The organism is Inquilinus limosus MP06 (assembly GCF_000767795.1).
Taxonomy (GTDB): domain Bacteria; phylum Pseudomonadota; class Alphaproteobacteria; order DSM-16000; family Inquilinaceae; genus Inquilinus; species Inquilinus limosus_E.
In genome coordinates, this window is the sequence record NZ_JANX01000115.1 from 1 (window position 1) to 13,781 (window position 13,781).

Genomic DNA, 13,781 nt, shown 5'->3' on the forward strand with positions numbered 1-13,781 from the left:
GGGTGGCACCGCTTTAGGGACACGATGCTACGACGAGCCGCCGCATGACCGACTGGGAAGGCTATCTCGGGCTGATCCTGCAGGGCGCTTGGGTGACGATCGAGCTGACCGTGCTGGGCTGCGCGCTGGCGCTGGTCGTCGCCTTCCTCGCCGGGCTGGGGCGGATCTCGTCCAGCTTCGTGCTGCGCACCATCGCCACCTGCTATGTCGAGTTCTTCCGCGGCACCTCGATCTTCGTGCAGCTGTTCTGGATCTATTTCGTGCTGCCGCTGGCGGGCTTCGAGCTCAGCCCGCTGCTGGCCGGCGTGCTGGCCCTCGGCCTCAATGTCGGGGCCTATGGTGCCGAGGTGGTGCGCGGCGCAGTGCAGTCGATCGGCCGCGAGCAGCGTGAGGCCTGCGTGGCGCTGAACCTCACCAAGCGCCAGAGCCTGTGGCACATCATCCTGCCCCAGGCCTTCGTGCTGATGCTGCCGACCTTCGGCAACAACGCCATCGAGCTCTTGAAGGCCACCGCCGTGGTGTCGCTGATCTCGCTGGCCGACCTGACCTTCCAGGCCCAGATCGTGCGGGCTCAGACCGGCAGCACCGCCTTCCCGTTCGTCACCATCCTGGTGATCTATTTCGTGCTGGCGATGCTGATCTCGACCGGGGTGCGGGCGCTGGAGCGGCGCCTGGCCCGCGGCCTCGACGGCGTGCGGAGCTGAGCCATGGATTGGGACTGGGCCTTCGTCGCCGAGATCCTCCCGACCCTGATCGAGGGCGTGCGGATCACCATCCTGGCCACCATCCTGGGCTACGTCCTGGCGGTGGTGCTGGGCCTCGGCCTCGCCTTGCTGCGCCGCACCCGTCACCGCTGGCTGGCGCGCATCGTCAACTTCCTGATCGAGTTCATCCGCGGCACGCCGCTGCTCGTGCAGCTCTACTTCCTGTTCTACATCATGCCGGATATCGGCCTGACGCTGCCGCCTCTGACCGCCGGCGTGATCGGCCTGGGCCTGCACTACGCCACCTACACGGCAGAAGTGTACCGCGCCGGCATCGACAACACCCCGCGCGGCCAGTGGGAGGCGGCGAAGGCCTGCAACCTGACCACGGGGCAGAGCTGGCGCCACGTCATTCTGCCGCAGGCGATCCCGCCGATGATCCCGGCCCTGGCCAACTACTTCATCGCCATGTTCAAGGAGACGCCGCTGCTCTCCGCCATCACGGTCTTGGAGCTGATGAACCAGGCCCGCAGCGTCGCCAACTTCAACTACCGCTACCTGGAGCCGATGACGCTCGTCGGCGCCTTCTTCCTCGTCATCAGCCTGATCGCCGTGATCGGCCTCCGCTATCTGGAGCGCCGCTTCCGGCCGCTGCGCTGAGCCGGAGCCCCCGATGACCCAGGTCACCCTTCCCGAGATCGAACGGTCCGCCCAGCGGCTCCGCTTCGACGACCGCCCGCTGGCGAAGCGGGTCGGCCTCGTCATCCTGGCGACCGACCACACCACCGAGCCGGATTTCCGCCGGATGGTCGCGAGCGACCGGATCGGCATCTACGTCGCCCGCATCGCCTACACCAACCCGACGACGCCGGAGAACCTCCGCCGGATGCAGCCGCGCCTCAGCGAGGGCGCCGGGCTGATCCTGCCGGAGGAGGAGCTGGACCTCGTCTGCTACTCCTGCACCTCGGCCTCGGTGGTGATGGGCGACGACGCGGTCGAGGAGGCGATCCGCGAGGCCAAGCCGGGCGTCACCGTGGTCACCCCGCCGCTGGCCGCCCGCCGCGCCCTCGACGCGCTCGGCGCCCGCCGGATCGCGGTGCTGACCCCCTATACGGTCGAGACCAGCCGGCCGATGGCGGCCTATTTCGCCGGCCACGGCTACGAGATTTCCCGCTTCACCTGCCTCGGCCTCGACGACGACCGCGAGATGGCGCGGATCAGCCCGGCCTCGATCGTCGCGGCGGCCGAGGCGGCGATGGCGCCGGACGCCGAGGCGCTGTTCATTTCCTGCACCGCCTTGCGCGCCGCCGGGGTGGCCTCGGAGATCGAGCGCCGGATCGGCAAGCCGGTGGTGACCAGCAACCTCGCCACCGCCTGGATGGCCCTGCGCCTCTGTGGCGACGACCGCTCCCGGCCGGAGCTCGGCCGGCTGATGGCGTTGTGAGGGGCTGGGGGATGAGGAAAGCCGTATCTCACTTGAGTCCCCCCCTCCCCTTGCGGGAGGGGGGTAGGGGGAGGGGGTTCCCTCCGCCGGAGCCGGCCGCGGTCCGTCGGAACTTCGAAGCCGATCGCATTCGCGCGCGGACGCGCGCAGACCCCTCCCCTGCCCCCCTCCCGCAAGGGGAGGGGGGACTAAAGAGGATGTGCCTGCGTCCTGAAGGGGCGGCCCGATGACCCGCACCGTCACCCTCGGCACCATCCGCGCCGCCGCCGATCGGATCGCCGGAGAGGTGGTGCGGACGCCGCTGGTCCACTCCGCTGCGCTGTCCGAGCGCGCCGGGGCGCCGGTGTTCCTGAAGCTGGAGACCCGCCAGACCACCGGCAGCTTCAAGCTGCGCGGCGCCACCAACGCAGTGCTGTCGCTGCCGCCCGAGGCGCGGAAGGTCGGCATTGCCGCGGCCTCGACCGGCAATCACGGCCGCGGCCTGGCCCATGCCGCCGCCCGCCAGGGCCTGCGCTGCATCGTCTGCATGTCCGCCCTGGTGCCGGAGAACAAGGTCGCGGCGATCCGTGCCCTCGGCGCCGAGATCCGCATCGTCGGCCGGTCGCAGGACGATGCGCAGGAAGAGGTCGACCGGCTGGTGGCGCAGGAGGGCTTCACCGCCATCCCCCCCTTCGACCATCCCGACGTGATTTCCGGCCAGGGCACGATCGGCCTAGAGATCGTCGCCGATCTGCCGGAGGTGGCGCAGGTGGTGGTGCCGCTGTCCGGCGGCGGCCTGTTCGGCGGCATCGCCGCCGCGGTCAAGGCGCTGCGGCCGCAGGCCCGGATGATCGGCGTGTCGATGGCGCGCGGCCCGGCGATGCGCGACAGCCTCGCCGCCGGCCGGCCGGTCGCGGTCGAGGAGCTGCCGACGCTGGCGGATTCGCTGGGCGGCGGCATCGGCCTCGACAACCGTCACACCTTCGCTTTGGCCCGCGACCTGCTGGACGAGGCGGTGCTGCTGACCGAGGCCGAGATCGCCGCTGCGATCGACCACGCCTATGCGGCGGAGCAGGAGATCGTCGAGGGCGGCGGCGCGGTCGGCATCGGCGCCCTCCTGGCCGGCAAGCTCACCGTATCCGGCCCGACCGTCCTGGTGGTCTCGGGCCGCAACATCGACATGGCGCTGCACCGGAAGATCGTCAGCGGCGCCTGGGAGGAGACAAAGTGCCCCGCATGACCATCGTGACGGAGGCGGAGCTGCGCCGCGCCGTCCCGCTCGACCGCGACGCCGTCGCCTGCGTCGAGGACGCGTTCCTGGCACTCGCCACCAAGGCGGTGGCGATGCCGCCGATCCTGCGCCTCGACATCCCCGAGCATCGCGGCGAGGTCGACGTCAAGACCGCCTATGTGCCGGGGCTGGACGGCTTCGCCATCAAGATCAGCCCCGGCTTCTTCGACAATCCGAAGCTGGGCCTGCCCAGCACCAACGGGCTGATGGTGCTGTTCAGCGCCAAGACCGGGCTGGTCGACGCCGTGTTCCTGGACAATGGCTATCTGACCGATGTCCGCACCGCCGCCGCCGGGGCGGTGGCGGCCAAGCACCTGTCCCGCCCGGATTCCCGGGTGGCGGCGATCTTCGGCGCCGGGGTGCAGGCGCGGCTGCAGCTGAAGGCCCTGACCCTGGTGCGGCCGATCGCCGAGGCCCGGATCTGGGCCCGCGATCCCGACCGGGCGCAGGCGGTGGCGGCCAGGCTGTCGGACGAACTGGGCCTCGCCGTTCATGCCGAGGCGGCGCCCGAGGCCGCGGTCGACGGCGCCGACATCGTCGTCACCACCACCCCGGCTTCCGAGCCGATCCTGCGCGCCGAGTGGCTGTCGCCCGGCCAGCACGTCACCGCCATGGGCTCGGACGCCGAGCACAAGAACGAGCTGGACCCGGCGATCCCGGCCCGCGCCGACCTCTACGTCGCCGACAGCCTGGCCCAGACGCGCCGGCTGGGGGAGCTGCACCACGCCATCGCCGCCGGCACCGTCGCCGCCGACGCAGCTTTCCCCGAGCTCGGCGCCGTCATCGCCGGCACGGCGCCCGGCCGGCCCTCCGCCGCCGCCGTCACCGTCGCGGACCTGACCGGCACCGGCGTCCAGGACACCGCCATCGCCACCCTGGCCCGCGGCCGCGTCGCCGCCGCCGGAGTCGGCACCCCATTCGAAAGCTGAAAGGCACAGCATGTCCGTAGAGCTCAACTTCAGCCGCGAGGAGTATGCCGCGCGGCTCGCCAAGACCCGCGCCGCCATGGCTCGCCGAGGGATCGACCTGCTGTGGGTCAGCGATCCGTCGAACATGGCCTGGCTGACCGGCTATGACGGCTGGTCCTTCTACGTCCACCAGGGCGTGCTGGTGCCGCCGGAGGGCGAGCCGATCTGGTATGGCCGCGGCCAGGACGCCAACGGCGCCAAGCGCACCGCCTATCTCGCCCATGACAACATCATCGGCTATCCGGACCACTACGTGCAGTCGACCGAGCGGCACCCGATGGACCGGCTGGCCGAGATCATCGACTCGCGCGGCTGGGGCCGGCTGTCGATCGGCGTCGAGATGGACAATTACTGGTTCTCCGCCGCCGCCTTCGCCTCGCTGCAGCGCCATTTGCCCAACGCCCGCTTCGCCGACGCCACCGCGCTGGTGAACTGGCAGCGCGCGGTGAAGAGCCCGCAGGAGCTGGACTACATGCGCAAGGCCGCGCGCATCGTCGAGGCGATGCACAGGCGGATCCTGGAGAAGGTCGAGCCCGGCCTGCGCAAGAACGACCTGGTGGCCGAGATCTACGATGCCGGCACCCGCGGGGTCGACGGCTTCGGCGGCGACTATCCGGCGATCGTGCCGCTGCTGCCCTCCGGCGCCGACGCCTCGGCCCCGCATTTGACCTGGGATGACAAGCCGATGCGGTCGGGGGAGGGCACCTTCTTCGAGATCGCCGGCTGCTACAAGCGCTACCACTGCCCGCTGTCGCGCACCGTGTTCCTGGGCCGCCCGACCCAGGCCTTCCTCGACGCCGAGAAGGCGGTGCTGGAGGGGATGGAGGCGGGCCTGGGCGCGGCGCGGCCGGGCAACACCTGCGAGGACATCGCCAACGCCTTCTTCGCCGTGCTGAAGAAGTACGGCATCGTCAAGGACAACCGCACCGGCTACCCGATCGGCCTCAGCTACCCGCCCGACTGGGGTGAGCGCACCATGAGCCTGCGCCCCGGTGACCGCACCGTGCTGGAGCCCGGCATGACCTTCCACTTCATGACCGGGCTGTGGCTGGAGGAGATGGGGCTGGAGATCACCGAGAGCATCGCCATCACCGACAGCGGCGTCGAGATCCTGGCCGACGTGCCGCGCCAGCTTTTCGTGAAGCCATGACGGTCGTCGATCTGCCGCCCTCGCCGATCGTCCCCTCGGTCGATTTCGGCCGTGACGGGGTGCAGCACGGCACGCTGCGCCTGCCCTACAGCCGGGACGATTCCGCCTGGGGCTCAGTGATGATCCCGGTCACCGTGATCAGGAACGGGGAGGGGCCGACCGCGCTCCTCACCGGCGCCAATCACGGCGACGAGTACGAGGGGCCGATCGCCCTGTTCGAGCTGGCGCGGACGCTGGATCCGGCGTCGGTCCGAGGCCGGGTGATCATCGTCCCGGCGATGAACTACCCGGCCTTCCGCGCCGGCACCCGCACCTCGCCGATCGACAAGGGCAACCTGAACCGCAGCTTCCCCGGCCGGCCGGACGGCACGCCGACGCAGAAGATCGCCGACTATTTCCAGCGTCAGCTGCTGCCGCTGGCCGACATCGTGCTGGACTTCCACTCCGGCGGCCGGACGCTCGACTTCGTGCCCTTCGCCGCCGCGCACATCCTGCCCGACAAGGCGCAGGAGGCGCGCTGCTTCGCGGCGGTGGAGGCGTTCTCCGCCCCCTGGTCGATGCGGATGCTGGAGATCGACGCGGTCGGCATGTACGACACCGCGGCCGAGGCGGCGGGCAAGGTCTTCGTCACCACAGAGCTCGGCGGCGGCGGCACCGCCACGGCGCGCACCGCGGGGATCGCGAAACGCGGCGTGCGCAACCTGCTGCGCCATGCCGGCATCCTGCAGGGCGAGGTCGAGCGCGCGCCCAGCCGCTGGCTCGACATGCCGTCGGCCGACTGCTTCCGCTTCGCCGAGCAGGACGGCATGGCCGAGACCTGCGTCGACCTCGGCGACCCGGTGCGCAAGGGCGATGTCATCGCCCGCATCCACCCGGTCGACCGCACCGGCCAGGCCCCGGCGGAATACCGCGCGGCGCTGGACGGCATCCTGGCGGCGCGGCATTTCCCGGGGCTGGTCAAGGCCGGCGACTGCCTGGCGGTGATCGGGACGGTGGAGGGGTAGCTCTCCCTCACCCTCCCGCTGCGGCCCTTCACCTCTCCTTGGAGACCTCTCACACCACCCATTCTTCGCCGTCATTGCGAGGAGGCGAAGCCGACGAAGCAATCCAGGGGCCGGTTCGCACTGGCCCTGGATTGCTTCGCTGCGCTCGCAATGACGGTTCTGGGTCTGAAAGGGCTCCTTCCCTGGATGAGGGGGGATGGCGCCGCCTTTGCCGGGGCGCATGCGGACGCCCATATGAGGGGGATCAACCAGGGAGATCCCCGTGCAGCCCGACCTGTTCGGCCCGCCGCCGCTCGCCGGCCTGTCGACGGCCGAAGAGATCGTCACGCCGGCGGAGGAAGCGCGGCTGACCGCGGCGATCGATGCCGCGCCGCTGTCGCCCTTCCGCTACCAGGGCTGGGAGGGCCGGCGCCTGACCGCCACCTTCGGCTGGCGCTACGATTTCGAGGACGGCAGCTTCCGGCCGGCCGAGCCGATCCCGGACTGGCTGCTGCCGCTGCGCGACAAGACCGCCCGCTTTGCCGGGCTGGGGCCGGCCGAGCTGGCCCAGGCCCTGCTGATCCGCTACGACCCCGGCGCCGGCATCGGCTGGCACAAGGACCGGCCAGTGTTCGAGCATGTCGTCGGAATCTCGCTCGGCGCCGCGGCGACCCTGCGCTTCCGCCGCCGGCGGCCGGAGGGCGGCTTCGACCGACGGTCGCTGCCGCTGGCGCCGCGCTCCGCCTACCACCTCTCCGGCGAGGCGCGGCATGGCTGGGAACATTCGATCCCGGAGATGGCGGCGACGCGCTGGTCGGTGACCTTTCGCAGCCTGTCCGGCCGCGTCGCCGGGCGGCGCTGACCGACAGCACCGGCGTGCAAGACCGGCCCTGGCCGCGCCGCTAGCCTCGCGGCATAGACACCTCGCTCGCCGATCCGGGGCTGTGGCGCCCGCTGGCCGCGCTGCTCCTGGCCTCCGCCGTGGTCATGGGCAGCCCCGGCCCGTCGACCATCAGCCTCACCGCGGTCGGCGCCTCCTTCGGCATCCGCCGGTCGCTGCCCTATGCCGCCGGCCTGATCGCCGGCACCATCGCCGTGCTGCTGGCGGTGGCGCCGGGCTGGTGGACGCTGGTCACGGCGATCCCGCACGGGCCCCTGGTGCTGGGCGTGCTGTCGGCCGCCTACATTCTTTACCTTGCCTGGAAGATCGCCACCGCCCCGCCGCTCCGCGGGCGGGACGAGGCGGCGCGGGCGCCGGGCGTGGCCGGCGGCTTCGGGCTGGCGGTCGCCAACCCCAAGGCCTATCTCGCCATCGCCGCGATCTTCGCCGGCACCACCGTGATCGCCGGCGACAGCGGCCTGGACGCGGCGGTGAAGATCGCGCTGCTCAGCCTGATGATCGTGCTGATCCATGCGGCTTGGCTGCTGGCCGGCGTGTCGCTGTCGCGCTGGCTGCGCGACCCGGTCGCCGCGCGCGTCATCAACCTGGTGATGGCCGCTGCCCTGGTGGTGGTGACGGCGGCCGCGTTCGTCTAGCGTCGGGGATCCAGTAGGTCGCGCAGCCCGTCGCCGAACAGGTTGAAGCCCAGCACCGAGAAGGTGATGGCCAGGCCCGGGAACAGCGACAGCCAGATGTTGACGCCCAGGAAGTTGCGGCCGTCGCTCATCATCGCGCCCCATTCCGGCGTCGGCGGCTGGGCGCCGAGGCCGAGAAAGCTGAGGGACGCGGCGGTCAGCACCACGGTGCCGGCGGTCAGCGTCGCCTGCACGATGATCGGCCCCAGCGCGTTGCGCAGGATGTGCTGGAACAGGATGCGCCACAGCCCGGCGCCCAGCGCCCGTGCCGCCTCGGTGTACTCCACCTGCTTCAGCGCCAGCGCCAGGTTGCGCGACAGCCGGCCATAGACCGGGATCGAGAACACGGCGATGCCGATCATCAGGTTGACCAGGCTGGTGCCGAGGATGCTGACGATCAGGATCGACAGCACGATGCCCGGGAAGGCGAACAGGATGTCCATGAACCAGATCACGACCTGGTCGACCTTGCCGCCGGAGTAGCCGGCCAGCAGGCCCAGCGGGATGCCGGCGGCCAGGGCGATGCCGACGCCCAGCACGATCTCCAGAAGCGACAGGCGGGCGCCGTAGACGATGCGGGAGAACAGGTCGCGGCCATACTGGTCGGTGCCGAACAGATGCTCGGCCGAGGGCGGGCGCAGCGCCATGGCCAGGGACTGCTGGGTCGGGTCATGGGGCGCGATCAGCGGCGCCAGCAGGCCGGCCAGCACCAGCAGCAGCACCATGGCGCCGCCGATGGTCAGGTTCTTGTGCCGGCGCAGGATGCGGCCCAGCCGCTTCGCCCGGGACGGGGCGGCCGGAAGGTCGTCGCTGTCGGCGATGCTGGTCATGGTCCTAGTCGAAGCGGATGCGGGGGTTGATGGCGGCGATCAGCAGGTCGGCCAGGAAGTTCACCACCACCACGGCGGTCACGGTCAGCAGGGTGACGCCCTGGATGATCGGGTAGTCGCGATAGCGCACCGCGTCGACCAGCAGGCGGCCGATGCCGGGCCAGTTGAACACGGATTCGGTGACCACGGCGCCGCCCAGGAGACCGCCGAAATTCAGCCCGACGATGGTGACGATCGGGATCAGCGCGTTGCGCAGCGCGTGCTTGCGGTAGATGACGCGCGGCCCCAGCCCCTTGGCGCGTGCGGTGCGGATATAGTCCTGGCCGATCACCTCCAGCATGCTCGACCGGGTCATGCGGGCGATCAGCGCGGCGGGCAGCAGGCCCAGCGCGATCGACGGCATGACATAGTTCTGCCAGCCGCCGGCGCCCAGCAACGGCAGCCATTTCAGCTGCACCGCGAACAGGTTCATCATCATCAGCGCCAGCCAGAAATTGGCGACCGAGGCGCCGCCGATGGCGGCGATCATCACCGCCTGGTCGGGCCAGTGGTTGCGGTAGACCGCGGCCAGCATGCCGGCCGCCACCCCGACCAGGATGGCGATGGCGTAGCTGACCACGGCCAGCCACAGGGTGTTCGGGAAGCGCTCGGCGATCTCGTCGATCACCGGCTTCTTCGACTTGATCGACTCGCCGAAATCGCCGCGGGCGGCCTGGCTGAGGAACAGCCCGTACTGCACCAGGAAGGGCTGGTCGAGGCCGAGGCGGGTGCGCATGCCGTCGACCGCGTCCTGGGTCGCCTGCGGCCCGGCCATGATCCGCGCCGGGTCGCCCGGCAGCATCCGCACGGCGCCGAAGATCAGGAACGAGACGCCGAGCAGGATCAGCGGCAGCGCCACCAGCTTGCGGGTGAGGTAGGCCTTCATGCGGCCGATGCCTCGAACAGGGCGCGTGGCCTTTCCCGCGTGGCGGGGCCTTCTGGAAGTTCCACCGTTCGCTGCGACCCGTGATTTCCACACTCCCCCTCCCCTTGCGGGAAGGGGTAGGGGGAGGGGGAGGGGGAGGGGGTGTCGACTGAAGAAGGCCGGCGCAGGACCCTCCAGGATGGCCGCCGGCTGTGGCGGTCTTTCGGCGTGGAGACAAACGGCGTCAGCCCCCTCCCCCTACCCCCTTCCGCAAGGGGAGGGGAAGGATAAGAGGGGCGCAAGGGCTCGCCGATGTCAGCGGTCGCGAGCATCAACCCTTCGTCGCGCGTTCCGGGACGATCTCGCCGCCGGGCTGCAGCCAGGCGCCCTTGACCTCGGCGCGGGCCGCGGCGAGGTCGTTCGGGTAGTACAGCAGCACATGCGCCGCATCCTGGACGATGATGCGCTGCGCCTTGGCGTAGAGCGCCTTGCGCTCCGCATCGTCGGTCGACGACCCGGCCTTGTCCAGGAGGCCGTCCAGCTCGGCATTGCTGTAGAAGCCGAGATTGGCGCCCTTCGGCGACCAGCTGTCGGTGTAGTACAGCGGCTTCAGCTGCAGATCGGCGTCGAAGGTACCGGTGGACCAGGAGGCGATGACGCTGTGCACGCCCTGCGCCGCCTTTTCCTCCGGCTTGCCGAAGGCGGCGGCGGTCCACACGCCGCTCTCCATCCGCTGGATGTTGAGCGTGATGCCGGCCTGGGCCCACATGCCCTGCAGGATCTCGGCGATGTTCGCCTCCGGCTCCTGCACCGCGACATTGATGGTGATGCCGTCGGCATGGCCGGCCTCAGCCAGGAGGGCCTTGGCCTTGGCGATGTCGAACTTGTAGCCCTCGACCGACTTGTCATAGCCGAACACGGCCGGCGACAGCGGCGAGTTCGCCGGCAGGCCGAAGCCGTAGAGCAGGTTGCTGACCAGCCCGGCCTGGTCGGTGGCGAAGTTCAGCGCCTGGCGGACGCGGACATCGTCCAGCGGCGCCAGCTTGCAGTTCAGCGCCACCCAGAACACCGAGGTCGGGTTGCCCTCCATCAGCGCCAGCTCGGGGTTCGCCTTGATCGGCCCGGCGAAGACCGGCGGCAGCGGCACCACGATGTCGGCGTCGCCGGTCTGCACGGCCATGTTCATGACCGCCGCTTCCTGGGTCCAGATCCACTTGAGGTTCTTGGTCGGGGCCTTGTCGCCCCAGTACTCGGCGTTGGCCTCCTCCAGCACATACTCGCCCGACTTGTACTCGGCCAGCTTGTACGGGCCGGTGCCCACCGCGGCGCGGCCCAGCGTGCCGGCCTTATCGGCCTTCGGGCTGACGATCGAGGCCGAGGCCTGGGCCAGCAGCTTGAGGAAGGCGGGGTAGGGGCGCTTCAGGGTGAAGCGGATGGTGTCGGCGCCGGTGGCCTTGACCTCGCCGACCACGGCGCGGAAGCGGCCGCTGGCGGCCAGGCCGCGCTTCTCGTCCAGGTGCCGGGCGAAGCTGGCGATCACGGCGTCGGCATTGCACGGCTCGCCGTCATGGAACTTGACGCCCTGGCGCAGGGTGAAGGTCCAGGTGGTGCCGGTGGCGTCGCCCTCCCACTTCGTGGCCAGGACGGGCACCAGCTCCATCTTCTCGTTGTAGCCGGTCAGGCCCTCATACATCGGCTCCAGCAGTGCCGAGGTGTAGGTCGCGGTCTGGTCCGCGGGATCCATGCTGCGTGGCGCCTCGCTCTGCATGATCACGATCTGCGAGCCGTCGGCGGCCAGCACGCCATGGCCGCGCAGCAGCGCCGCCAAGCCCAGCGACCCGCCCAGGGCCAGCGCGCCGCGCCGGTCAATCACAAATGCCATCTCGTCCCCCGTTGGTTGAATCGGTCCGGGTATCTGCCGACTTTGTTAGATCGATGAAGCCTTCGGCTTGATTAAATTCAATTTCTAAACTAACTGTCAAGTCGAACGCACCGGAAACCGAGGCGAATGGCCAACCCGTCGAAACGCTCGCTGCTGAAGGCCGTGGCCGATCACGGGCCGCTGAGCCGGTCCGAGCTCGCGATCCTGGCCGGGCTCAGCAAGGCGGCGATCACGGGGCTGAGCCGCGAGCTGATCCAGGACGGCGCGCTGGAGGAGAGCGAGATCGCCTCCGCTCCGTCGCGCCAGGGCCGGCCGTCGATCCTGCTGCGGCTGAACCCGACTCACGGCTATTTCATCGGCGCCTCGATCGTGGAGGAGCCGGTGGCGCTGGTGCTGGCCGACCTGCAGGGCGCGGTGCTGGCCCAGCGCACGGCCCCCTGGTCAAATGATCCGCAGGCGATCGCCGCCACCATCCGCGAGGCCATCCCGCATCTCCTGGCCGAAGCCGGCGTGCCGGCCGAGCGGCTGCGCGGCATCGGCGTCGCCTTGTCCGGCCTGGTCAGTCACGACCAGGACCGCTGCCTGCACTCCACCAATCTCGGCTGGATCGACCTGCCGGTGGCGGCGGTGGTGGGGCAGGCGACCGGCGTGCCGGCCTTCCTGGAGAACGACGCCAACGCCGTCGCCACCGGCGAGCGGCTGTACGGGCTGGCGCGCGACTATCGCACCTTCACCACCGTCACCTTCGGCGACAGCATCGGCTGCGCCCATTATGTCGACGGGGCGCTGTATCGCGGCCATGGCGGCGGCGCCGGCGAGATCGCGCATTGCACGATCGAGCCAGGCGGGCTGCCCTGCCGCTGCGGCAAGCGTGGCTGCCTCGACACCGTGGCGCCGCGCCAGGCGATCCTGGCCCAGGCCCGCGCTCGGGGACTCGGCGCGTCGACGATGGCGGAGGTCGAGGCGCTGGCGGCGCAGGGCCATGCCGACGCCATCGCCATCCTGCACCGCGCCGGCGCCGCGCTGGGCCTGGCCATCGCCCATGTGATCCAGGTCAACGACCCGGAATTCGTGCTGATCGTCGATGTCGAGGGCGCGATGGGCGCGCTGTTCCGCACCGTCACGCGCCAGGCGATCGAGGCCAATGTGCTGCCGCGCCTCGCCGCGTCGACCACCATCCGCTTCCACGAGGCGACCCGCGACCTGTGGGCCCGCGGCGCCGCCAGCATCGCCGCCCAGAAGTTCCTGACCCGCGCCGAAGAAGGCTGAAGACATGGCTCCTCCCCGCATCGCCGTCGGCGGCATCCATACGGAATGCAGCACCTACAGCCCGGTGCTGGCGACCGCGGCGGATTTCCGCGTGCTGCGCGGCGACGCGCTGACCGCCGACCCGTCCTTCGCCCTGCTGCGCGACTACGACGCCACCTTCCTGCCGACGCTGCACGCCCGCGCCATCCCCGGCGGCCCGGTGGCCCGCGCGACTTACGAGGCGTTCAAGGCGGAGTTCCTGGAGCGGCTGAAGGCCCTCGGGCCCATCGACGGGCTGTACCTGGCCATGCACGGCGCCATGAATGTCGAGGGGATGGAGGATGCGGAGGGCGACTGGATCACCGCCGCCCGCGCCGCGGTCGGGCCGGACTGCCCGATCAGCGCCAGTTACGACCTGCACGGCAATGTCAGCCAGCGCATCATCGACGCGCTCGACATGTTCTCGACCTACCGCACCGCGCCGCATATCGATGTGGAGGAGACCAAGCGCCGCGCCGTCAGCATGCTGATGCGGCGGCTGACCGCGGGCGTGCGGCCGCTGCTGCTGTGGGTGCCGGTGCCGGTGCTGTGGCCGGGCGAGCGCACCAGCACGGTGGACGAGCCGGCGAAGTCGCTCTACGCGCGGCTACCGGCGGTCGACGCCGTCGACGGCATCCTCGATGCCTCGATGATGGTCGGCTATGTCTGGGCCGACGAGCCGCGGGCGACCGCCGCGATCATCATGACCGGCACCGACCCGGCGCCGATGGAGCGCGAGGGTATTCGCTTGGCCCAGGCCTATTGGGATGCGCGCGACGACTTC

At 70.6% G+C, this 13,781-nt stretch carries 14 protein-coding genes; 11 read left to right on the forward strand and 3 right to left on the reverse strand.

The window, feature by feature from the left end; genetic code table 11:
* Nucleotides 1-44 precede the first annotated feature (44 nt).
* From ehuC to P409_RS11815, 9 genes are all read left to right on the forward strand, one after another.
* Nucleotides 45-704 (forward strand): ectoine/hydroxyectoine ABC transporter permease subunit EhuC, encoded by a 660-nt coding sequence (gene ehuC, locus P409_RS11775; RefSeq protein WP_034835998.1) that lies wholly within the window; start codon nt 45-47, stop codon nt 702-704.
* 3 nt (nt 705-707) lie between these two features.
* Nucleotides 708-1,364, forward strand: coding sequence for an ectoine/hydroxyectoine ABC transporter permease subunit EhuD (gene ehuD / locus P409_RS11780; protein WP_034836001.1), 657 nt, complete (start codon nt 708-710; stop codon nt 1,362-1,364).
* A 13-nt stretch (nt 1,365-1,377) separates the two neighbouring features.
* Complete coding sequence (gene eutA, locus P409_RS11785) at nt 1,378-2,148, forward strand: ectoine utilization protein EutA (protein ID WP_034836004.1); 771 nt, start codon at nt 1,378-1,380, stop codon at nt 2,146-2,148.
* Nucleotides 2,149-2,374: 226 nt separating this feature from the next.
* Nucleotides 2,375-3,367, forward strand: coding sequence for a hydroxyectoine utilization dehydratase EutB (gene eutB, locus P409_RS11790; protein WP_034836006.1), 993 nt, complete (start codon nt 2,375-2,377; stop codon nt 3,365-3,367).
* A complete protein-coding gene (gene eutC, locus P409_RS11795; RefSeq protein ID WP_238578661.1) occupies nt 3,364-4,347 on the forward strand; it encodes an ectoine utilization protein EutC in 984 nt (327 codons plus the stop codon). The genes eutB and eutC overlap by 4 nt, the downstream gene beginning before the upstream one ends.
* Nucleotides 4,348-4,357: 10 nt before the next feature.
* Nucleotides 4,358-5,536, forward strand: a complete 1,179-nt coding sequence (gene doeA / locus P409_RS11800) for an ectoine hydrolase DoeA (RefSeq protein ID WP_034836011.1) — start codon at nt 4,358-4,360, stop codon at nt 5,534-5,536.
* Entirely contained in the window at nt 5,533-6,540 is a 1,008-nt protein-coding gene (doeB, locus tag P409_RS11805) for a N(2)-acetyl-L-2,4-diaminobutanoate deacetylase DoeB (protein WP_034836014.1), read from the forward strand. The genes doeA and doeB overlap by 4 nt, the downstream gene beginning before the upstream one ends.
* A 262-nt stretch (nt 6,541-6,802) precedes the next feature.
* Nucleotides 6,803-7,381 carry an alpha-ketoglutarate-dependent dioxygenase AlkB gene (locus P409_RS11810; RefSeq protein ID WP_152613340.1) on the forward strand — a complete coding sequence of 193 codons (579 nt, stop codon included), beginning with the start codon at nt 6,803-6,805 and terminating at the stop codon, nt 7,379-7,381.
* Between the two features lie 125 nt (nt 7,382-7,506).
* Nucleotides 7,507-8,055 (forward strand): LysE family translocator, encoded by a 549-nt coding sequence (locus P409_RS11815; protein ID WP_052120431.1) that lies wholly within the window; start codon nt 7,507-7,509, stop codon nt 8,053-8,055.
* Here P409_RS11815 and P409_RS11820 read toward each other — a convergent pair.
* The 3 genes from P409_RS11820 to P409_RS11830 all read right to left on the reverse strand — a co-directional run bounded on the left by P409_RS11820 (nt 8,052) and on the right by P409_RS11830 (nt 11,710).
* Nucleotides 8,052-8,924, reverse strand: a complete 873-nt coding sequence (locus P409_RS11820) for an ABC transporter permease (protein ID WP_034836023.1) — start codon at nt 8,922-8,924, stop codon at nt 8,052-8,054. The two genes, P409_RS11815 and P409_RS11820, sit on opposite strands and share 4 nt — an antisense overlap.
* 4 nt (nt 8,925-8,928) lie before the next feature.
* Entirely contained in the window at nt 8,929-9,849 is a 921-nt protein-coding gene (locus P409_RS11825) for an ABC transporter permease (RefSeq protein WP_034836025.1), read from the reverse strand.
* Nucleotides 9,850-10,159: 310 nt separating this feature from the next.
* A complete protein-coding gene (locus P409_RS11830; RefSeq protein ID WP_034836028.1) occupies nt 10,160-11,710 on the reverse strand; it encodes an ABC transporter substrate-binding protein in 1,551 nt (516 codons plus the stop codon).
* 126 nt (nt 11,711-11,836) lie between these two features.
* Here P409_RS11830 and P409_RS11835 point away from each other — a divergent pair, with 126 nt between their 5' ends.
* A complete protein-coding gene (locus P409_RS11835; RefSeq protein ID WP_034836031.1) occupies nt 11,837-12,979 on the forward strand; it encodes an ROK family transcriptional regulator in 1,143 nt (380 codons plus the stop codon).
* A 4-nt stretch (nt 12,980-12,983) separates the two neighbouring features.
* On the forward strand, nt 12,984-13,781 hold a 798-nt coding region (locus P409_RS11840; protein ID WP_034836034.1), incomplete at its 3' end, for a M81 family metallopeptidase.